Source organism: Pseudomonas sp. FG1, assembly GCF_034313875.1.
GTDB lineage: Bacteria > Pseudomonadota > Gammaproteobacteria > Pseudomonadales > Pseudomonadaceae > Aquipseudomonas > Aquipseudomonas veronii.
In genome coordinates this window covers 3,754,885-3,774,360 of the sequence record NZ_JAVIWP010000001.1, presented here as the reverse complement: position 1 = coordinate 3,774,360, position 19,476 = coordinate 3,754,885, and the positions used below count along the sequence as shown (strand labels likewise).

The following is a 19,476-nucleotide window of genomic DNA, read 5'->3' as shown; positions in this document are numbered from 1 at the left end:
GGCTGTGCCGCTTGCGCGCAAAGCTGCTGACGTAACGCGTCGAGGGCTCTGGATCGCGGCCCGCCGCGCTGCGCTCACACCCCACCGAGCGGTTGCCTGCAAGAACCGGCGCCCTACCACTTGTTCAATTGATAAGGTTATGTTTAATAACTATCTGAGCAGTTACTCATATCGTTCACTCGCTTTGCAGGGGCATAACAATGACTAATCCCCCCAGTGCGCTGCCCGACGACCGGGTGGCCAACGCGGCCTTCCATCCGCGCGGCGACAGCCGCCAACTCAGCGCCGGCAGCTCGCCCACGCGGGCGGAACTGACCGACTGCCTGTTTTTTTCTCCCGAAGACGGGCGTATCTGGCTCAACGATCAACGCATGTTGTTGCTGCACAGTTCGTCGTTCGGCGCCCTGCGCGGGGAGGTCATCGAGCGCCTGGGCCTGGAGCAGGCGCGCGGCCTGTTCACCCGCACCGGTTATGCCTCCGGCGCGCGGGATGCGCGGTTGATACGCGAGCGCTGGCCACAGGCCGATGCCGCCGCGGTGTTTCGCGCCGGGACACACCTGCACACCCTGGAGGGCATGACCAAGGTCGAGCCGCTGCACTTCAAGTTCGATGCCGATTCGGGGTTCTATGAAGGTGAGTTCCTCTGGCACCACTCCTGCGAGGCCGATGAGCATGTGCGCGCCTACGGCATCGGCCAGGACCCGGTGTGCTGGACTGAAACCGGCTATGCCATCGGTTTCGTCAGTGGCCTGTTCGGGCAAATGGTGATTTTCCGCGAAGTGGAATGCCGTGGCATGGGCCACCGCAGCTGTCGGGTGATCGGCAAGACGGCCGAGCAATGGGGTGACGTCGAGCAGGACCTGCGCTACCTGAATGTGTCCCAGGCCGTCACCAGCACCACGCTCGCGCCCACGCCCGAGCACCCGGTGAGCCGCAGCGCCAGGGCCAACCCGCCGCAAACGTTGGTGGGCGCCAGCGCGGCGTTCAACGCCGCGACACAAGCCCTGCAACGCGTCGCGCTGACCCCGGCAACGGTGTTGATCAGCGGTGAGTCCGGAGTGGGCAAGGAGATGTTTGCGCGCCAGTTGCACCAGCTCAGTCACCGCCATGACGGCCCGTTCGTGGCGCTCAATTGCGCCGCCATTCCGGATAACCTGATCGAGGCCGAACTCTTCGGTGTCGAACGCGGTGCCTATACCGGCGCGACGCACTCGCGCCCCGGACGTTTCGAACGGGCCCAGGGCGGCACGCTGTTCCTGGATGAAATCACCAGCCTCAGCCTGGGCGGGCAGAGCAAGTTGCTGCGGGCCTTGCAGGAGCGGGAAATCGAACGGGTCGGCGGCGTGCGCGGTATCAAGGTGGACGTGCGCGTGGTCGCCGCCACCAATATCGACCTGCGTAAAGCCGTGGCTGACGGTACGTTTCGTGAAGACCTGTTCTACCGGCTGAATGTCTACCCCATCGCCCTGCCACCGCTACGCGAACGCAGGGACGACATCCCGCTGCTGATCAACGCATTCCTCACGCGCTTCTGCCAGGAATACGCGCGAACGCCGGCGGGCCTGACCATGCGCGCCCTGAAGGTTTTGCTGCGCTATGACTTCGCGGGCAATGTGCGCGAGCTGCAAAACCTGATCGAACGCGGCCTGATCGCCAGTGACGAAGGCCAAGCGATTGACCTGGTGCACCTGTTTCGCAACGAGCCGATGCCCGCCGATCCCTATGGCCTGGACGACCACGGCAGCCTGTCAAACAGCGGGCCGCAGCTAACCACCACAGCGCCCCGCCCTGCACTGCTGGACACCCTTGGCCAGCTGGACCAGGGGTTTTCCATCGACGGCCTTGAATCGCGCCTGATCAATGAAGCGCTGCAACAAAACGCCGGCAACCTGGCCGCCGCCGCCAGGCTCGTGGGGCTCAGCCGCGCTCAATTTGCCTACCGATTGAAGAAGCATCAGCGGCAAACTCCTTGAATAGCAATTAGTGCTTTAAAAGCTTTACCCAATTAAGTATTTTGCAGGGATACCGGGGCGACAAGCGCCCCCCTTTTTACTCGTGACAAGGATCTCCTGTGAGCGGACTGCGTGAACGTCAGAAAGCCGAACGCCGGCAAGCTATCAGCAAGGCCGCGATCGAACTGTTTGAACGCCAGGGTTTCCAGAACACCACCATCGAACAGATCGCCAGCCAGGCCGGGGTGTCGCCGCCGACGGTGTTCAAGTACTTCGGCAACAAGCAGGAAATCATCCTGGAAATCCTGCACCACGCCGATCAACGCGCGATCACCGACACCCGCAGCCGGATCCACGAAATAGACGACCCGGTCGAGGCGCTCTGCCACCTGGAACGCCTTCTTACCGGCTATGCGTTGGAAGTCATGCACCCCAGCCTGTGGCGTGAACTGCTGCCGCTGATTCTCTTCGGTGGCAACAATGAACTGCCGGCAGGCTATCGGGCCATGAACGATGCGCTCAGGGCCGAAATCAGCGAATTGCTGCGGGAATTGCAACGGGCCGGCAAGCTGCGTCCGCAACTTGATGTGGAATTGGCCGCGTTCCTGTTGAACGACTATTCGCACCTGCAACTGTTCAGGCTGGTGAACCAGGAACACCCGGATATCGACGCGCACTCTACCCAGGTCAGGCGTATCACCGAGTTGCTGTTTTACGGCATGCAGGCCTGACCCATTGCGGGGTCAGGCCATACTGATCAGCGGTTGCTCTTGATGGCGGTCCAGGTGCGGGTACGGATGCGCTCCACGGCGGCCGGGATCGGCTCCAGGGCGAACAGGGTCTTGCGCGCTTCCTCCGGCACATACATGTTGGGGTCGTTGCGGATGCTGGCGTCCACCAGCGCAGTGGCGTCCTTGTTCGGGTTGGGGTAGCCGATCTTGTTGCTGATGCGCGCAATCACGTCCGGGCGCAGGATGTAATTGATGAACGCATGGGCCTCTGCAGTATCGGGCGCATTGGCCGGGATCATCATCACGTCCGCCCACATCGGCGCGCCTTCCTTGGGCAGTGCCATCTCGACCTTGACGCCTTTGCCGGCGGCATCTGCCAGTCGCGCGGCCAATGCGACACCGCCGGACCAGCCCACACCCACACAGATATCACCGTTGGCCAGGTCCATGCCGTAGCGCGACGAGTTGAAGTAAGTGACGTAAGGGCGGATCTTCATCATCACGGCCTGGGCTTGCACATAGTCCTCACGCTTCTGGCTATTGGGGTCGAGGCCCTTGTAGTGCAAGGCAATCGGCAGGATCTCGTTGCCGGCGTCGAGGAAACCCACGCCACAACTGGCGAGCTTGGCGAGGTTTTCTTCCTTGAAGATGATGTCCCAGCTGTTCATCTGCACGTCGGCGCCCAGGGCTTTGCGCACCTTGTCGACGTTGTAGCCGATCAATGTGGTGCCCCATAGGTAAGGCACGGCGTAGCGGTTGCCGGTGTCCCCCACCGCTTCCAGGGATTTCATGAACTCGGGGTCCAGGTGCTGCCAGTTCGGCAACTGCGCGCGGTCCAACGGTTGGACGGCACCAGCGGTGATCAGGTGCCCCAGGTTGGCGGTGCCCGGAAATACCACGTCATACCCGGAGTTTCCCGTCAGCAGCTTGGACTCCATGGTTTCGGCGCTGTCGAATACATCGTAGATCGGGCGGATTCCGGTCTCTTCCTGGAAGCTCTTGAGCACTTCCGGCGGCAGGTATTCGATCCAGTTGTAGATCCTTACGGTTCGTTCTTCGGCCAGGCAAAAACCGCTGATCAACAACGAAGCGACAGTGCCCAGCAGGGTATTACGCAAAAAACTGTTCATGATAAAAACACTCCAGCGCGGCCGCAAAGGCTCGCGGCACTTAATAGCGATAGGTGAAATACAGTTCCAACGCACTGAAGGTCTGGTCGTCACCGAACACCTGCTTGGCGGCGGCCAGTGGTTTGACCCAGTTATAGGACAGCGACGTATAGAACGACGGCGTGGGCGTCCAGTCGAGGAATATCACGCTCTCATCGGCAAAGCGCCGATCGCGGACCGCCGCGCCCATGTAGTTTTTCTCATCGAGCCAGAACTGGTAGTGAATGGCGCCGAGGGTCAGGGTCTCGTTGAGGTGGGTCTTGAGCGAGAACTGTTGGACATTTTCGTTGCTGTTGAACAGCAGGTAGTTGCCGACCACGTCGCCGACGAGCCACGTACTCCAGTCGACGAAGCCCTTGCTCAACGGGTCCCAGGCTTTCTGGCGGTTATCGCTGAGGCTGTCATCACCGGAAAAGCTCGCGTAGCGATAACCGATGACGGGCGTCAACGGCAACGTGCTGAAGGCATAGTCGGCCTGGCCGTACCAGGCGTTGGCATCGTAATCGCCCCCCTCGCCGCTACCGCGCTCCAACGCGTACTCCGCATTCAGAGTCAGCGCCGGTACGCCGGGCACCTTGGCATTGAGCGCCCGCAGGTTGTACACCTGCATGCCGTCGCGACGACGAGGCAGCGTGCTGCCTTTGGGCCCCAGGGCGTTGACCCGCATGGCCATGGCACCCAGGGTCACTTGGTCGTCGAGGTTGTAATCGAGGTTGACGCCGGTCATGCGGAAATCACCCAGGTCATCGTCGGTGCGCAGGGTGAATGCCTGAGACTTCAAGGCGCCATGTTCCCAGGCCAGGATCGCCGAATCCTTGAAGGCGGTTCGAGGGCCCAGCCAGTAGGCGCCGTCCTTGAGCTGGTCCAGGTTGCCGTCCATGACGATGAACCCCGTACCGACCATGTAGTTCTGGCGGCCAGCCGTGAACTTCCACTCACCGGCGCGGAACCCGCCGTACAGTTCTTCAGCGGCAACCTTGCCGTCGGAACTGCGGGTAAAGCCGCCCGCGTCGCCGTCACCGAACGTGCTTGCCGCGACCAGGGAACCGCCGGCCAGCAAGCTGAAATCGGGTTGCAACGCATACTCGAGTTTGACCCCGGGTTTTACGTAGAACTCTTGCCAGTCGATCTTGGTGCCGCCATTTTTACCGTTGCGCGCATCGACCCGGCCGCTGCCGAAGTTGACGCCGCGGGTTGATAGCGTCGCGCCCCCCGCGGTGAGGTTGACTTCGCCCTTGAGATCGCCGTCCTCAAAGGTGTAGCCCGCCAACGCGAGGTGGGTGGTCAAGGGTAAGCCGACCGCTATGAGCGCTCGAGAGAAACGCTTGATGAAAACCATAAGAAGCTCCTGTGTGATTATTGTTGTTACAGGGCAGTCAATGGCGACGCAAAGCGCCGCCAACACATGGCAAAGCCAGGTGAATAGAACGCAAGACTCTTATTTTTCGGGGTGTGTCAGTGACTCAGGTGAGCGCTGATAGCGCGCAGCATTCGCACGCTATCGGCATCGAACGGGCCGACCGCATCGGTCAGCGACGATTGCTTGACGATCACGACGCCGGAGGGCTTGTCGATGAACAGGTACTGGCCGTGGATACCGCCAGCCATCAGGGCCTGGCTGTGATCGTTGAACACGTACCACTGGCTTCGATAGGAGGCACCCGGTGTCCAGCCGGAGAACTCGGCATTTTGCGCGTAGATCGCCGGATCCCCGCCGGCGGCGATACGTGCCACGGTCTCGGGCGACAGCAGCTCAACCCCCTCGTGACAGCCATCGTTGGCCAGCAGACGACCGAAGCGCGCCATGTCTCTTAACGTCGCACTGAAACCCGCCCCGGCGACGTTACGTCCCCAGGGATCAGCCATGAAATAGCCGTCGCGATCACAGCCCAGCCGGCTCCAGATTTCTGCCAACAACTGACTGCAGGCCTTGCCCGAGGCGCGCTCCATGACCCAAGCCAAGGCTTCGGTGGTCGCGGTCACATAATGGAAAAAGCCACCGTGGCTGGCGCGCTTTTTGAGGGATGGCAGGTACTGGTACAACGACTCGAATTGGGCGTATTGCGCCGGTGCCGGTTGAAACCCGCAGGCGTAACCGTACTGCGAACTCTCCGAGTTGGGATCGTCGTACACCTCGCTGTAGTCGATGCCCACCGCCATATCGAACAACTGGCGCACCGTCGCATCGCCAAACGCGCTGCCCACCAGTTCGGGCACGTAGTACGCGACGGGTAACCCGGGCTCGAGCACGCCACTGGAAACCAGCTGTTCGCCAAGGGTGCCAATCAGCGATTTGGTCACCGAAAACATGATGTGCCGGTCGCAGGCCTGCTGACCGTTGAAGTAGCGCTCGAACAATACCGTGTCGCCCTGCATCACCAAAAAGGCGTCGGTCTGGCTGGCCTCGAGGTGGTCGATAACGCTGATGCTCAGCCCACACTCACTGTCGAAACACAGCTGGTCCAGCGCATTGGGAGCCTGCTTGAGCGTACCGACCGGCCCTGGACCCGCCGGTACGTCGATGGTGGGGCGCAAGCGCGCCAGGTTGCGGAACCCCCACTGGCTGAAGGGCGGACGCATCCAGTTGTGCCATGTGACTCGGTGTTCCGGCTCGGCGGGAAAGCCATGCATCAGCAAAGGGGCCGCGCAAGTGGCCGACGACGATTCAGTGGCCTCGACGTAAAGCGTCGCAAGAAAAGACGGGTTTTTATGACTCATCGGGAGATGACCCTGGAGATGACTCTGCATGAGAGCAGATGCACAGAAATCATTACCCGACATTTATCTTTAGTCAATAAAACTTTTTACTCGATAACACCAACTCCGCTATCGCTGCATCGAGCCGGTCGCCGGCGGTGAGCCGCACATTCGCCGTCATGAAAAGCACACTCCACACCGACCTCAGAAATCAACCGTGGCCGACAACTGCAAGGTGCGCGGAGATCCCGGGGAAAAGGCGCCGTAGGACGCGACGCCCGACCAGTACTCACGGTCGAATACGTTCTGCACGGTGGCGCGGAACGTCGTAGGTCGCCCTTCTATCTTCGTGGCATAACGCGCGCCCGCATCGATGCGAGTCCAGGCGTCCAGTTCCTGGGTGTTGGCCTGGTTGACGTATTGGCTGTCGGTGTAGATCGCGCCGCCGGTCAAGGTAAAGCCTTCCAGCCATGGGGTATCCCATTCGGCCCAGAGGTTGGCCTGGATGTCGGGTACGCCGACCGGTTTGTTGCCCCGGTTGGCTGCGGTGGCGGACTTCGTCAACTCGCCGTCGAGGAACGTCACGCCCCCCATCAAGCGCGTGCCCGGCGCGACTTCCCCGTACAGGCTCACTTCCACGCCACGGTTGCGTTGCTCCGATTGCACGGAATACACATTGTTGGCACCCAGCTCGCCGCTGGGCTTTTCGATCTGGAACAACGCCACGCTCGTGATGAACGTGTGGTGTTCATACTTCACGCCGAGCTCGTGCTGTTTGGACACATAAGGGGCGAATGTCTGGCCACCGTTGTTCGCGGTGCCTGGGGCGGTATCGCCCTTGCTCAAGCCTTCGACATAGTTGTAATACAAAGACACGTCATCCCAGGGCTTGACCACGACGCCCAGCAACGGCGTCGTGGCAGTGTCTTTGTTGCGGGAGCTGACAGCCCCGGCGGCATTGTAGTTACGCGACTCGATCGCTTGCCGACGCAGGCCGAGGGTCAGTTGGAGGCGGTCGTCCAGCATGCCCAGGGTGTCCGTCAGTGCGACGCCGGACAGTTCCGTCTCCGAAATGCGCAGCACCTTGGGGGCGTCGAGGTATTGCTTGGGCGTATCCACCGGGTGATAGATGTTGGAGCGGATCTCCTTACCATTGGTGATGCCTCGGGACAGTTCGTCCCGGTAACGGGTCGCCATCAGCGTGGTCATGTGCGTCACCGGCCCGGTGGCGAACAGCCCGCGAAGGCCCACATCGGCGGTCGAACGGTCGACGTTGAACTTGTAGTAACCCGGGATATTGCTGGTATCGCCGGCGTCGTTGAGGATCCTGGGCACCTGGTCGGACAGGCGCTTCACATCCGACTTGCCCCCGCCGGCATGGGCGAACACGGTCAGCGCATCGCTCAAGTCATACTCGCCGCCGAGCAGTGTCGACTGTTCCTTGGTGTCCGACCACCCCCATTTTTGCGGCAGGCTGGTGCGGCCATTGGCGGCAGATGGCACGTCGATGCCCGTTGCGACGGTGAAGGGGCGCGAGGCGCCGTCAAAGTTTTCTTTCTGGCTGATGTAGTCAAGGTTCAGGCGCAACCGCTCGCCGCGATAATCCAAGGCAATGGCCCCGATATCCACCTCGCGCTTCTGATTATCGACGGCGGTGTCGCCGCCCTGGAGGCTGCCGTTGAAGCGCAGGCCAAACTGGTTTTCTTCACCAAAGCGCCGGCTGATGTCCAAGTGGCCGCCCACTTGAGAGTCCGATGCGTAACTGCCGGTAAAGCGCGTCAGGTCTTCATCCAGCGCCCGCTTCGGCACGATGTTGATGACGCCGCCAACGCCGCTGTTCGGCGAGACACCGTACATCAGCGCACCGGGCCCTTTGAGCACCTCGATGCGTTCGGCGTAGTCGGTGAACGTCCGGTAGTTCGGCGCCACACCGTACACGCCGTCATAGGCCAACTCGCCAAGGTTGCCTTCGCCGATGGCAAACCCACGGATGAAAAACGAATCGACGATACCGCCCGTCTGCCCCGTGGACCGCACCGAAGGATCGCGTTCCAGGGCGTCGGCCGCCGTCACTGTTTGCAGGTCGGCCAGGGTTTTGGCGGTGTAGCTGGTCACACTGAACGGGGCGTCCATCACATCCTTGTTGCCCATCATCCCCAGGCGCGCGCCACGGGCGACCTGCCCGCCGGCCAGTACCGGCGGCAATGCCGTGGCGCCAGCCTCGCGGGCGTCGATGGTGGTGGTGTCGAGGATCAGGCTCTGCGCGCTGTCAGGCGTTGACGCGCCGCCCGCTGCGGGCTGTGGCGTAGCCGCCGAGGCGTTGGCGCTGCATGCGACCAAGACGACATTCAGCATGGCGCTCCGAATCGCGAGGGTTAACACACGTTCACCATAGGGACGACAGATAACGGGCATGACGAGAGGATCCTTTCAACGTAGGAAAATGGGAATCACTCCTAATGCCAGCCGACTTGCGAAAAAGTATCATCCCTCCCTGTTTTTTTACCGGGTTCATCCGCCGAGGCCGTCCCATGTCCCATGCAGGTGTCATTCAGGGTTCAAGTGTCAGGACCCTTGTTTATCTTTTGTTCGCGATCCAACTGGTCTCCATGGGCGCGATGGAAATGAGCGGGCCGTTCTGGCCCGTACACCTGCGCGGGCTGGCCTCTTCGGAGGCGCTTTTCAGTTTCGCCAGCATCGCCGTCTACGTGGGACCGATGCTGGGCATCATGCTGACCAGTGCGTTCTGGGGCCGTATCGGCGATCGATACGGGCACAAGTTGATGATGATCCGCGCGCTCGCCGGGTTGTCCTTGACCCAGCTCGGCCTGGCGTTTTTCAGCGACATCTGGGCGATCCTGGCCCTGCGTTTCCTGCAGGGTGCCTTCGCGGGCTACATTGCCCCGGCGCAGGCCTACGGCGTGAGTATCGAAAGCCCGTCGCGCCGGGCCCGGCTGTTCGCGATTCTGCAGATCTCGACCAACGTCGGCTCGTTGCTGGGCGCCGTGCTCGGCGGCCTGATTCTCGATTACGCGACGTTTTTCTGGATCAATATCGTGGCCTCGGTGTTATGCGCCGCCTGCACGGTGATCGCCGCCATGACACTGCCGGACGTCCCCCCCGTGGAAAAAACCGCGCCGGTAAACACCTGCGCCCCCGCCCAGGCCAGCGCTGCCGGCTGGCGCGGCTCGCCCCTGCTGTCGCTGTTGGGCATCATGGGGATTCTGCTGTTGGCGCGAATGCTGCCCCAGACTTCGTTCTCGCTTTACGTCAGTTCCACATTCGATGTCAGCCACTCAGTGGTCGGCCTGTGCTACGGGCTATTGGCCCTGGGCTTCATTCTTTCGGCGACGGCATGGTCGCGTTACTTCGAGCAGCGCTCTCTACGCCAGACGCTGCAGCGCATCACTTACGTGGTGATCGGTTGCATCGCGCTGACCGCCGTGGCGGGCATTACCCGCAACCCCGTGGTGTTTATCCTGGCCTACTTCGTCTGGGGAGTACTGCTGGGTGCCACGACGCCAGTGCTGATGGCCCTGATCTCGACCACCGCCGACAGCGCCCGACAGGGCTATGTACTGGGTATCGCGCAAAGCACCACGCAGTTTGCCTCGATTGCCGGTATCTGCATCGGGGGCTTGCTCAGCCAAGCGTATGGCCTGCCCTACACGTATCTGTTCGTTTGCCTGGCGTATGTGCTGGCGCTGGTGCTGATCGTCGCTCTGCGTTATTGGCCCGCGGGCAAGCAACCCCACCAAGTCGCGGGTCGGGATTGAACCAGGTGCCTGGCGATGAAGGACACGCCAGCACAGGGGATCGCACCGATCGCGGGGCACTGATCCCCCCTTGCTTTTCAAGCATCTTGTCAACTAGCATTGGGAATACTTCTCAATTAGATGCACGCCCGCGCCATGAGCCAAACCCACTCCGCGAACAACCCGAGTCACCTGCGCGCGATTGAGGCCCTGTACAGCGGGCATCACAGCTGGCTGTACGCGACGCTGAAAAGAAAACTGGGCAACGCCATGGATGCGGCGGATCTGGCGCAGGACACCTTCACCCGCATCCTGGCTTCACAGGTCACGGTAATCGAGCAGCCTCGCGCCTACTTGAGCTGCGTGGCCAAGGGCATCCTGATCAACTGGTACCAGCGCAAGGCGCTGGAGCGCGCCTACCTGGAGGCACTCGCCAATGCGCCCGCGCAGGATGTGCCGTCGCCTGAATCGCACTTCATGGTGCTGGAAACCCTGCACGAAATCGACGCCATGCTCGATGCCCTGCCGCCGCTGGTGAAGCGGGCGTTCCTGCTGTCGCAGATCAACGGGCTGAAATACGACGACATCGCCAAGCAACTGGACGTCTCGCTGATCACCGTCAAACGCTACATGAAGCAAGCGTTCCTGCACTGCATGATGATGGTCGAATAGATGCGCGCGCTGCGCAGAGAGCCACCGCTGAATCCCGACGTGCTTGAAGAAGCCGCCGAATGGCTGATGCGTTTGAGCGACAACGGGCTGAGCGACAACGAACGTGCCGAGTGGGAGCGCTGGAAGGTCAGCAGCCCCGAGCGCGATCGCGCGTGGTCGCGGGCGCAATTGCTGCAAAGCAAGCTGGGCGGCTTGCCGTCTTCCCTGGCGATGTCGGCGCTGGATCGGCCAAGCAATCCGGAGCGGCGTGCAGCCCTGGGTAAATTGGCCCTGCTGCTGGCGGTGATACCGGCGGGTTGGGGCAGCTGGAAGCTGGTGGAGTCAGGCCGATGGTCGTCCGACTACCGCACGGCCGTGGGCCAACGACGCGAATTGACCCTGGCCGATGGCTCACGCATCACGTTGAATACCGACACCGCCATGGATGTGCTGTTTGATGGCCAACAGCGGCTCATCCATCTGCGCGAAGGCGAAATACTGGTGCAGACCGCACCGGATACCGCTTCCGTCCCCCGCCCCTTCCTCGTCATCACCCGACAGGGCCGCATGCAGGCCCTGGGCACGCGCTTTACCGTGCGTGAACTGGGCCCGCGTACCCAGCTCGCCGTACTGGAAGGCGCAGTGAAAGTGGAACTGGCCGAAAACCGCCAAACGGAGCCGCTGATCGTCAACGCAGGGCAGCGCACCGACTTTTCCTCCCAGACCTTTGGAGCGCTGACTGCCGCCGGTCGCTACGTCGGTGCCTGGGCCCAGGGCATGCTGATGGCGGACAAGATGCGCCTGGCGGATTTCGTTGCCGAGCTGGCGCGTTATCGTCGTGGTTTTGTGCGCTGTGATCCGGCCATTGCCGACCTGCGCGTCTCCGGTGCCTTCCCGATCAGCGATACCCAACGCACCTTGAACATGCTGGTGCAAACCTACCCGGTGCTCGCCACCGGCCATTTGAACGGGTATTGGGTCACGCTGTCGCCCGCCTGACGCCGCGAAGGCAAACCTCGCAAAAAAAAAACGTTGCCGGGCTGATACTTTTTTTGATCTCAACTGGCAATGAAGGAACAGCCACTTCCTCTCGCCACAGGGCCCCCCATTGATGCCGGTCATTCGCAGCGCGTTGCTCAGCCTGACCCTGATCGGTGCGGCCTGCCCTTTGGCCCGGGCGGACGCGCCGGTGCAGCTGGATTCAGTGACCGTGCGCGCGTACAACCTTGCCCCCGGACCGCTCGGCGCAACCTTGTCGAGCTTTGCCGTGGAGGCCGGCATTGCCTTGTCCTTCGAGCCGTCGATCACTGAAGGGTTGATCAGCCCAAGGCTTTCTGGAAATTACTCGACCCAGGCGGCAGTCGCGCATTTGCTGGCCGGCAGTGGCCTGGACATGCTGCTGCGCAACGACGGCAGCTACACCTTGGCGCTCCGCAGGGTCACCCTGGCGCAGACCACGATCAGTGGCCACGACCAGCCGGCCGAGACCTTGCCCCCGGTGTATCCGGGGGGCCAGGTGGCCGCGGGAGGACGCCTGGGCATGCTGGATAATACCGATGTAATGGACGCCCCCTTCAGCGTCAGCACTTACACCTCGGCGCTGATCAAGGACCAACAGGCAACGACCGTGGGCGACGTGCTGGAGCGCGATTCGTCGGTCCGTGCCACCGGGCAGACCGGCGGGATTGTCGATTCTTTTTTTATCCGTGGGTTTCCGGTCGGCGAAGGCAACCTCGGTGAGCTGGCCTTCGACGGTGTCTATGGCGTGGCCTCCAACTATCGGGTGTTCACCGAATACGCCGAACGCATCGAGGTCGTCAAAGGCCCGAGCGCACTGCTCTACGGCATGTCGCCCAACAGTGCCGTCGGCGGGGTGATCAATGTGGTGCCCAAGCGCTCTCTGGATGAAGACTTGACGCGGTTCACCGCCAGTTACGCCCAGGATGCGCAACTGGGGAACCATATCGACATCAGCCGGCGCTTTGGCGAGGAACGCCGATGGGGGGTGCGGGTCAACGCCAGTGTCCAGCAAGGCAACACCGTGATCGACGACCAATCGCGCGCCGTCGGGCTCGGTGCCGTGTCCCTGGACTACCGGTCCGATCGCCTGCGAGGCAGCCTGGACCTGATCTCCCAGCAAGAAAAGTTCGACGCGGCATCTCGACCGTTCCTGATCGACACGGGCGTGGAGATGCCTTCCGCCGCCAATGGCCGGACCAATGTGAGCCAAGACTGGGGCTGGTCCGAAACCCGTGATAAATCCGCGTTGCTCAGCGGTGAATACGACCTCACCGACGCCTTGACCGTCTTCGCCCATGCCGGTGGCGGCAGGTCGGCTGTCGCGCGCATGTCCGACCAGACCCCAACCCTCCTCAACGCCGCCGGCGACACCGCCTCGACACCCGGCTATTACAAGTTCAACGTGCAGCGCTACACCGTCGATGCGGGCACGCGCCTACGCTTCGACACCGGGCCGGTCGGCCACGTCACGGCCCTGCAAGTCTCGCGTTATCGCGATGAGTTGTCCCGTGGCATCACATCCGGCGCGGTCATCCTGTCGAACATCTACCACCCGATCGATCAGCCCAAGCCTTCGATTGCCGAGCCGGATACGCCAAAGGTCTCCGCGACGCAATTATCCGGCATCGCCATCGCCGACACCCTGTCGGTGCTCGAACAACGCCTGCAGGTCACCTTCGGCCTGCGCAGACAGCATATTGAGTCGAGCAACTACAACGCCTCCGGTACGCTGAGCACGGCGTATGACGGAGGCAAGACCACGCCGCTGTTCGGGGTGGTGGTCAAACCCTGGGACCATGTGTCGCTCTACTACAACTACCTTGAGGGCCTGAGCAAGGGCGACGTCGCCCCGGCCAACGCCGCCAATGCAGGCCAGATCTTCGCCCCTTACGTTTCCCGGCAGCAGGAGATCGGGGTCAAGCTCGACTACGGCACGTTCATGGCGACCCTGGCGCTGTTCCAGATCAAGAAGCCCAGCGGCGAGTTGTCGGGCGGGACGTTTTCGGTGCAAGGCGAACAGCGCAATCGGGGCATCGAGCTGAACCTGTTTGGCGAGGTCGCCCCAGGCGCGCGCCTGCTCGGGGGGGTGACGCTGCTGGATGCGCAGTTGACCAAAACCGGCATTGCCGCCAACCGGGGCAACACCCCGGTCGGCGTGCCGGATGTACAAGCCAACCTCTGGGCCGAATGGGACATCCCCTGGGTCGAGGGGCTGACGTTCACCAGTGGCGCGATCTATACCGCCCGCCAGTACGTCAACCAGGCCAACAGCCAACAACTGGATCCCTGGACCCGCATCGACCTCGGCGCACGTTACACCACGCGTATCGCACAGCGGCCGACAACGTTCCGCGCCACGGTGCAAAACCTGTTCGATCGCGAGTACTGGTCGGGTGTCGCCTCTTATGGAGCGTTTTCCCAGGGCTCGCCACGCACGCTTTTACTCTCGGCCACGGTCGACTTCTGACACCTGCAAAGGCTTTAACCATGGTTACCATCGTTCGACGCAGCCACGCCTTCGCGGCGCTGTTAGTGGCTGGCTTGCTCGGGGCTTCACTGCCCGCCCCCGCCGCCGAGGCGGATACCGCGCGCAGTACCGTCACCGACCTGCTCGGCCGCGAGGTCAAGGTCCATCTGCCGGTCAGGCGGATGATTCTCGGGGAGGGTCGCCAGTTGTACCTGGTCGCCGCCCTGGATACGCAAAACCCCATCGAACGCATCGTCGGCTGGCGCAAGGATCTGATCCAGTCGGACCCGGACACCTACGGAGCCTACCTGCGCAAATTTCCCGCCATTGCCAGGATTCCCACCTTTGGCGGCTTTGAAGACGGGACCTTCGACATCGAACAAGCGATCGCCCAACACCCCGACGTGATCATCCTCAACATCGAGGCACAGCATGCCACCGAGGATGCGCGCTATATCGAGAAGCTCGATGCCCTGGGCATACCGGTGGTGTACGTCGACTTTCGCAATCAACCGATGCAGAACACCGAGCCGACCATGCGCCTGTTCGGCCGGCTGTTGGGCAAAGAAGCGCGTGCCGAGGCTTTCATTGATTTTCGCAACCGGCAGATCCGCCGGGTGACCGACGTGATCGCGGCGCAGCAGCCTGTGCGCCCCGCGGTGTTTATCGAACGCATCGGCGGTTACACGGACGATTGCTGCCTGAGCTTCGGCAACGAAAACTTCGGGCTTTTTGTCGACATGGCCGGTGGCAACAATATCGCCAGAGGCATTATCCCCAGCACCTTCGGCCAGTTGAATCCCGAACAGGTCATCGTCGCCAACCCGGCGCAGGTGGTAGTCACCAGCGCCAACTGGGAGGCGTTCGCCCCTGGCGGCCATTGGGTCGGCGTCGGCCCGGGCGCCGACATGACGCAAGCCCGGCACAAACTGGCCTGGTACACCCAACGGCCAGCCTACGCAGGGATCAAGGCGCAGGACAACCAGGCCTTTCATGCGATCTGGCATCAGTTCTACAACAGCCCTTACCAGTTCGTGGCCATCCAGCAATTGGCCAAATGGTTTCATCCCACGCTGTTTGCCGACCTGGACCCCGAGGCCTCCTTTCGCGAGCTGCACGAGCGGTTTCTGCCGGTACCTTACGAGCCGGGCTATTTCGTCAGCTTGCGCACCCCCGAGGTCAAGCCATGAGCGCACCGAGCGACACCCTGGTGGTGCAGCGCGAGACCTACCGTCGCCTGGTGCTGCGCAAGCGGCTGATCCTCGCCGGGCTGATGACGCTGCTGCTCTGCAGTGTCCTGCTTGACCTGGCCCTGGGCCCGGCGAGTTACAGCCTGCGCGAAGTACTCGGCGCACTGTTTTCGCCGGACGACGCTTCGGCGCAGGTGCGCGTGGTGATGTGGGATATCCGCCTGCCTGTCGCCCTGATGGCGGTTGCCGTGGGCGCGGCATTATCACTGGCGGGTGCGCAGATGCAGACCATCCTCAACAACCCGCTGGCCAGCCCCTTCACCCTGGGCATTTCTGCCGCCGCCAGTTTCGGCGCGGCCATGGGCCTGGCGTTTGGCGTGGCCCTGTTCCCATTGGCGGCACAGTACATGGTGCCGGTGAACGCGTTCGTCATGGCCATGCTCTCTGCCTTGCTGATCCACTTCCTGAGCATGCGCCGCGGCGTCACCGCTGAAACCATCGTGCTGCTCGGCATTGCCCTGGTGTTCACGTTCAACGCGTTGTTGGCCCTGGTGCAGTTTTTTGCCACCGAACAAGCCGTGGCGGCCGTGGTGTTCTGGACCATGGGCAGCCTGACCAAAGCCACCTGGCCCAAACTCGGTGTGATCTGCCTGGTGATCGTGGTCACCCTGCCGATTTTCGCCAGGCGCGCCTGGGCCCTCACAGCCCTGAGGCTGGGCGATGACAAGGCCGCCAGTTTCGGTATCAACGTGCGCAGCCTGCGCTTTCAGACGTTGATCATGGTCAGCCTGCTCGCCGCGTTTCCCGTGGCCTTCGTCGGCACCATCGGCTTTATCGGGTTGGTCGGCCCGCACATTGCGCGGATGTTGATTGGTGAAGACCAGCGGTTCTTCCTGCCGGCGTCGCTGCTGACCGGCGCACTGATTCTGTCCGTCAGTTCGGTGGTCAGTAAGACCCTGATTCCGGGCGCGATCTTTCCGATCGGCGTGGTCACATCATTGATCGGCGTGCCGTTCTTCATATCTCTGATTCTCAGCGGGAAGAAAAACTCATGGTGACGATCCAGCTGGAGAACCTTGGTGCCCGCTACGGTCAGCGCACGATCATCAGCGGTGTCACGACCGGCGCATTTATGGGTGGCCAAGTGGTCGCGGTGGTCGGCCCCAATGCCGCCGGCAAGTCCACCCTGTTCAAGCGCATGGCAGGCTTGATCGACGGCCCCGGCCGGGTGATTCTGCAGGGCTCGAAAAAGGGCGTGCGGGGCATCAGCTACATGCCGCAGGGCTTGAACGGCAGCGCTCGATTGACGGTGTACGAATCGGTGCTTCTGGCACGTAAACAACTGTCGCCCGGCTGGGTCGTCCACGATGATGAGCTGACGCTGGTCGACGAGATATTGCAGGCGCTGGGGATCACCGGCCTGTCCTTTCGCAACCTCGGCGAACTCAGCGGCGGGCAGCAACAGCTCGTGTCCATCGCGCAGACCTTGGTGCGCGAGCCGGAGATCCTGTTGATGGACGAACCCACCAGCGCCCTCGACATGCACCGCCAGGTCCAGGTGTTGGACTTCATGCAGGCATTGGCCCGCCGGCGTCGGGTCATTGTGTTCATCGCCATCCATGACCTGAACCAGGCGTTACGTTTTGCCGATCAGGTGCTGGTGATTGCCGACGGTACCGCACAAGGCAGTGGCGCGAGCCGTGAGGTCATTACAGAACAGATGCTGCGCACTGTGTACAAGGTCCAGGCGCGCATTGAACAGTGCAGTCGCGGGCAGCCTCATATCCTGATCGACGATATTGTTTGAGGGCCGCGAGCACTCCAGCCTGTATTCCACGGCCGCGCCGGCCATCAGTGCCTGGGCTTCGATAGGCGGCGCATCCGGATAGTGTCAACGGGTAACTTGATCCCGAGGTCGAACCGCGCGGATCAAAAGTCGTCCTTTACGTTTCCATCATTGATCTTGAACTCCCGGTGTTGCAGATAAACGCTTCGAATGAAGTTGTATTTATCCCCGGTGATGAGCTTTTCAGATTTCATGTATTGAGCGCGTCCGTCGATCATGCCCAGGCCGTACAGGCTATTACGCGTCGGAACGTCGCCGATGTAACGAACCGGGTTGGCGTAGATATCGGGAAAGATGGCCGGCGCATCGCGAAGTGTGCTGGGCCCCAAGAGCGGCAGCACAAGATAAGGACCACTACCTACCCCCCAGTAACCGAGGGTTTGACCGAAATCTTCGTCATTGCGCTGCAGCCCCATGGGCGTCGCGACATCGACCAATCCTCCCAGGCCAATGGTGCTGTTGAGTAAGAAGCGGCTCGTATCAACCCCGGCGCTATAGAACTTGGCTTGAAGTAAGTTGTTCGCCAGGTTCTTGACCTCCCCCAGATTGTTGAAAAAATTATGCACGCCGTCTTGCGCAATGCGCGGGGTGACAAATTGATATCCCTGGGCAAGGGGTTTCAGTGCGTAGGTATCCAGCGTGTCATTGAATGAGAAAATGGGTCGGTTGATACGCTCCCACGGGTCCTTGTCGGAATCCGCCTGGCAAAGGGCTGAAAGCGTTATGAAACTGGCGCAGGTCAGTACCTGAGCGCAACGGCTTAAAGTGGAACGAGATGCACGCATGTTGATTTCCCATTGAATGAAGTCAGCCGATTTGACGCGCGCCAGCCGTTCCATCGCGGCGATTGTGTGTGCAAGAGACAGGGCCATTAATTCCAACCGCCTCCCAACACTTTGTACAACGTGATGCGGTTACTCTGCTCGGTCAGACGCAGGGTGATCAGGTCCTGCTGGGCGCTGTAGAGCGAACGTTGTGCATCCAGGGCTTCCAGGTAGCTTTGCGACCCGCCCCGGTACAAGGCATCCGAGAGTTCGAAGCTCTTGCGGCTGGCGTCGGTCAGCGCCTGTTGCGCGGCGATCCGGCGATCCAGGGTGCTGCGCACGGCCAGCGCGTCGGCCACTTCGCGGAACGCGGTCTGCAGGGTCTGCTGATAAGTCTGTATCTGGATGTCGCGCTCGACCTTGGCCGAATCCAGGGTCGCGCGGTTACTCCCGGCGTCGAAAATCGGCACGCTGATGCTCGGGGCAAAGGTCCAGGCACCGCTGCCGGATTTGAACAGGCCGGCCAATGCCGAGCTGGACGAGAAGGCCATCCTGCGCCGCGGGCCCCAACTGCTGGCCAGCTCAGCGCCGCGCCTGCTGATCGACGAAGCGCAATATCGCGCCTCGATAGACGGCATCGCCCTGGACCTCACCCCCCTGGAGCTACGGCTGCTCAGCACCTTCGCCCGCTCTGCCGGCCGCGTGTTTTCCCGTGACCAACTGCTCGACAAGATCTACTCCGACCACCGCGTGGTCACCGACCGCACGGTGGACAGCCATATCCGCAACCTGCGGCGCAAGCTGGAGCAGGCGTGCCCAGGGGAAACGCCCATCGAATCGTTGTATGGGGTCGGTTATCGGTTTCAGCTTTCCGAGGCCTGATACCTCGGAATAATACACATCGGCACCGTCAACGAGGCGCAAGCGGAACGACTGCAACCATCGCCAGATACCGGAGCACGCTAAACCTAGGTCAGATTCAACCCGCCGTCTGAGAGGAGTATCTCGCCGGTCAAGTCGTCCGACTCGACCAGCATTACAACTACCGCATAGGGAATAGATGCGCCCTTAGGACGGATACCGGCATGCGAACTGATGTTTACGACGCAACCTGCTCGACGGTAACAGGCGGCATCGCGAAATGCCGACTCGGCCAATGCGACTAGGTGGAACGGCGGCACGACATTAACCTCGTTAAGTTCGTGCCACCACTAACGGGTCCGCAGCTTCCCCT

14 protein-coding genes and 3 pseudogenes are annotated in these 19,476 nt (G+C 61.8%); 10 read left to right on the top strand and 7 right to left on the bottom strand.

What is annotated here, in order from left to right; genetic code table 11:
• Window positions 1–200: 200 nt before the first annotated feature.
• Together RGV59_RS17545 and RGV59_RS17540 are read left to right on the top strand one after the other, a co-directional pair.
• Window positions 201–1,973: a sigma-54-dependent Fis family transcriptional regulator gene (locus RGV59_RS17545; protein ID WP_126586881.1), complete on the top strand. Its 1,773-nt coding sequence runs from the start codon at window positions 201–203 to the stop codon at window positions 1,971–1,973.
• A 98-nt stretch (window positions 1,974–2,071) separates the two neighbouring features.
• Window positions 2,072–2,683, top strand: coding sequence for a TetR/AcrR family transcriptional regulator (locus RGV59_RS17540; RefSeq protein WP_046383969.1), 612 nt, complete (start codon window positions 2,072–2,074; stop codon window positions 2,681–2,683).
• Between the two features lie 26 nt (window positions 2,684–2,709).
• Here RGV59_RS17540 and RGV59_RS17535 read toward each other — a convergent pair whose 3' ends face one another.
• The 4 genes from RGV59_RS17535 to RGV59_RS17520 all read right to left on the bottom strand — a co-directional run bounded on the left by RGV59_RS17535 (window position 2,710) and on the right by RGV59_RS17520 (window position 8,964).
• Window positions 2,710–3,813 carry a polyamine ABC transporter substrate-binding protein gene (locus RGV59_RS17535; protein WP_126586879.1) on the bottom strand — a complete coding sequence of 368 codons (1,104 nt, stop codon included), beginning with the start codon at window positions 3,811–3,813 and terminating at the stop codon, window positions 2,710–2,712.
• A 40-nt stretch (window positions 3,814–3,853) separates the two neighbouring features.
• Window positions 3,854–5,191, bottom strand: a complete 1,338-nt coding sequence (locus RGV59_RS17530; protein WP_126586877.1) for a hypothetical protein — start codon at window positions 5,189–5,191, stop codon at window positions 3,854–3,856.
• 116 nt (window positions 5,192–5,307) lie between these two features.
• A complete protein-coding gene (locus RGV59_RS17525; protein WP_026140145.1) occupies window positions 5,308–6,570 on the bottom strand; it encodes a serine hydrolase domain-containing protein in 1,263 nt (420 codons plus the stop codon).
• A gap of 183 nt (window positions 6,571–6,753) precedes the next feature.
• Window positions 6,754–8,964 (bottom strand): TonB-dependent receptor, encoded by a 2,211-nt coding sequence (locus RGV59_RS17520; RefSeq protein ID WP_126586874.1) that lies wholly within the window; start codon window positions 8,962–8,964, stop codon window positions 6,754–6,756.
• Window positions 8,965–9,080: 116 nt separating this feature from the next.
• Here RGV59_RS17520 and RGV59_RS17515 point away from each other — a divergent pair, with 116 nt between their 5' ends.
• The 7 genes from RGV59_RS17515 (at window position 9,081) to RGV59_RS17485 (ending at window position 17,439) form a co-directional block, all read left to right on the top strand.
• Window positions 9,081–10,325, top strand: coding sequence for an MFS transporter (locus RGV59_RS17515; RefSeq protein ID WP_026140147.1), 1,245 nt, complete (start codon window positions 9,081–9,083; stop codon window positions 10,323–10,325).
• 135 nt (window positions 10,326–10,460) lie between these two features.
• Window positions 10,461–10,976 carry a sigma-70 family RNA polymerase sigma factor gene (locus RGV59_RS17510; RefSeq protein WP_079445008.1) on the top strand — a complete coding sequence of 172 codons (516 nt, stop codon included), beginning with the start codon at window positions 10,461–10,463 and terminating at the stop codon, window positions 10,974–10,976.
• Complete coding sequence (locus RGV59_RS17505) at window positions 10,977–11,954, top strand: FecR domain-containing protein (RefSeq protein ID WP_126586872.1); 978 nt, start codon at window positions 10,977–10,979, stop codon at window positions 11,952–11,954.
• Window positions 11,955–12,066: 112 nt separating this feature from the next.
• Window positions 12,067–14,442: a TonB-dependent receptor gene (locus tag RGV59_RS17500; protein WP_322247017.1), complete on the top strand. Its 2,376-nt coding sequence runs from the start codon at window positions 12,067–12,069 to the stop codon at window positions 14,440–14,442.
• A gap of 20 nt (window positions 14,443–14,462) precedes the next feature.
• The gene (locus RGV59_RS17495; protein ID WP_126586868.1) at window positions 14,463–15,632 is read left to right on the top strand and encodes an ABC transporter substrate-binding protein; all 1,170 of its coding nucleotides are present in this window, start codon (window positions 14,463–14,465) and stop codon (window positions 15,630–15,632) included.
• Window positions 15,629–16,690, top strand: coding sequence for a FecCD family ABC transporter permease (locus RGV59_RS17490; protein ID WP_046383977.1), 1,062 nt, complete (start codon window positions 15,629–15,631; stop codon window positions 16,688–16,690). The genes RGV59_RS17495 and RGV59_RS17490 overlap by 4 nt, the downstream gene beginning before the upstream one ends.
• Entirely contained in the window at window positions 16,684–17,439 is a 756-nt protein-coding gene (locus tag RGV59_RS17485) for an ABC transporter ATP-binding protein (protein WP_017847952.1), read from the top strand. The genes RGV59_RS17490 and RGV59_RS17485 overlap by 7 nt, the downstream gene beginning before the upstream one ends.
• Before the next feature lie 122 nt (window positions 17,440–17,561).
• On the opposite strand, the gene RGV59_RS17480 is transcribed toward RGV59_RS17485, so the two are convergent.
• A complete protein-coding gene (locus RGV59_RS17480; protein WP_126586897.1) occupies window positions 17,562–18,263 on the bottom strand; it encodes a VacJ family lipoprotein in 702 nt (233 codons plus the stop codon).
• An 86-nt stretch (window positions 18,264–18,349) separates the two neighbouring features.
• Window positions 18,350–18,790, bottom strand: a pseudogene (locus RGV59_RS17475) (TolC family protein); the annotation flags it as partial.
• On the opposite strand from RGV59_RS17475, the pseudogene RGV59_RS17470 reads away from it, so the two are divergent.
• A pseudogene (locus RGV59_RS17470) lies at window positions 18,786–19,124 on the top strand (winged helix-turn-helix domain-containing protein); the annotation flags it as partial. The pseudogenes RGV59_RS17475 and RGV59_RS17470 overlap by 5 nt on opposite strands.
• An 86-nt stretch (window positions 19,125–19,210) precedes the next feature.
• On the opposite strand, the pseudogene RGV59_RS17465 reads toward RGV59_RS17470, so the two are convergent.
• A pseudogene (locus RGV59_RS17465) lies at window positions 19,211–19,450 on the bottom strand (short-chain dehydrogenase); the annotation flags it as partial.
• Window positions 19,451–19,476 lie beyond the last annotated feature (26 nt).

Excerpts from the sequence above, each read along its gene's own strand:
- RGV59_RS17545 (WP_126586881.1), top strand. The coding sequence starts at position 201 with ATGACTAATCCCCCCAGTGCGCTGCCCGACGACCGGGTGGCCAACGCG.
- RGV59_RS17535 (WP_126586879.1), bottom strand. The coding sequence starts at position 3,813 with ATGAACAGTTTTTTGCGTAATACCCTGCTGGGCACTGTCGCTTCGTTG.
- RGV59_RS17530 (WP_126586877.1), bottom strand. The coding sequence starts at position 5,191 with ATGGTTTTCATCAAGCGTTTCTCTCGAGCGCTCATAGCGGTCGGCTTA.
- RGV59_RS17525 (WP_026140145.1), bottom strand. The coding sequence starts at position 6,570 with ATGAGTCATAAAAACCCGTCTTTTCTTGCGACGCTTTACGTCGAGGCC.
- RGV59_RS17520 (WP_126586874.1), bottom strand. The coding sequence starts at position 8,964 with ATGCCCGTTATCTGTCGTCCCTATGGTGAACGTGTGTTAACCCTCGCG.
- RGV59_RS17515 (WP_026140147.1), top strand. The coding sequence starts at position 9,081 with ATGTCCCATGCAGGTGTCATTCAGGGTTCAAGTGTCAGGACCCTTGTT.
- RGV59_RS17510 (WP_079445008.1), top strand. The coding sequence starts at position 10,461 with ATGAGCCAAACCCACTCCGCGAACAACCCGAGTCACCTGCGCGCGATT.
- RGV59_RS17505 (WP_126586872.1), top strand. The coding sequence starts at position 10,977 with ATGCGCGCGCTGCGCAGAGAGCCACCGCTGAATCCCGACGTGCTTGAA.
- RGV59_RS17500 (WP_322247017.1), top strand. The coding sequence starts at position 12,067 with ATGCCGGTCATTCGCAGCGCGTTGCTCAGCCTGACCCTGATCGGTGCG.
- RGV59_RS17495 (WP_126586868.1), top strand. The coding sequence starts at position 14,463 with ATGGTTACCATCGTTCGACGCAGCCACGCCTTCGCGGCGCTGTTAGTG.
- RGV59_RS17490 (WP_046383977.1), top strand. The coding sequence starts at position 15,629 with ATGAGCGCACCGAGCGACACCCTGGTGGTGCAGCGCGAGACCTACCGT.
- RGV59_RS17485 (WP_017847952.1), top strand. The coding sequence starts at position 16,684 with ATGGTGACGATCCAGCTGGAGAACCTTGGTGCCCGCTACGGTCAGCGC.
- RGV59_RS17480 (WP_126586897.1), bottom strand. The coding sequence starts at position 18,263 with ATGCGTGCATCTCGTTCCACTTTAAGCCGTTGCGCTCAGGTACTGACC.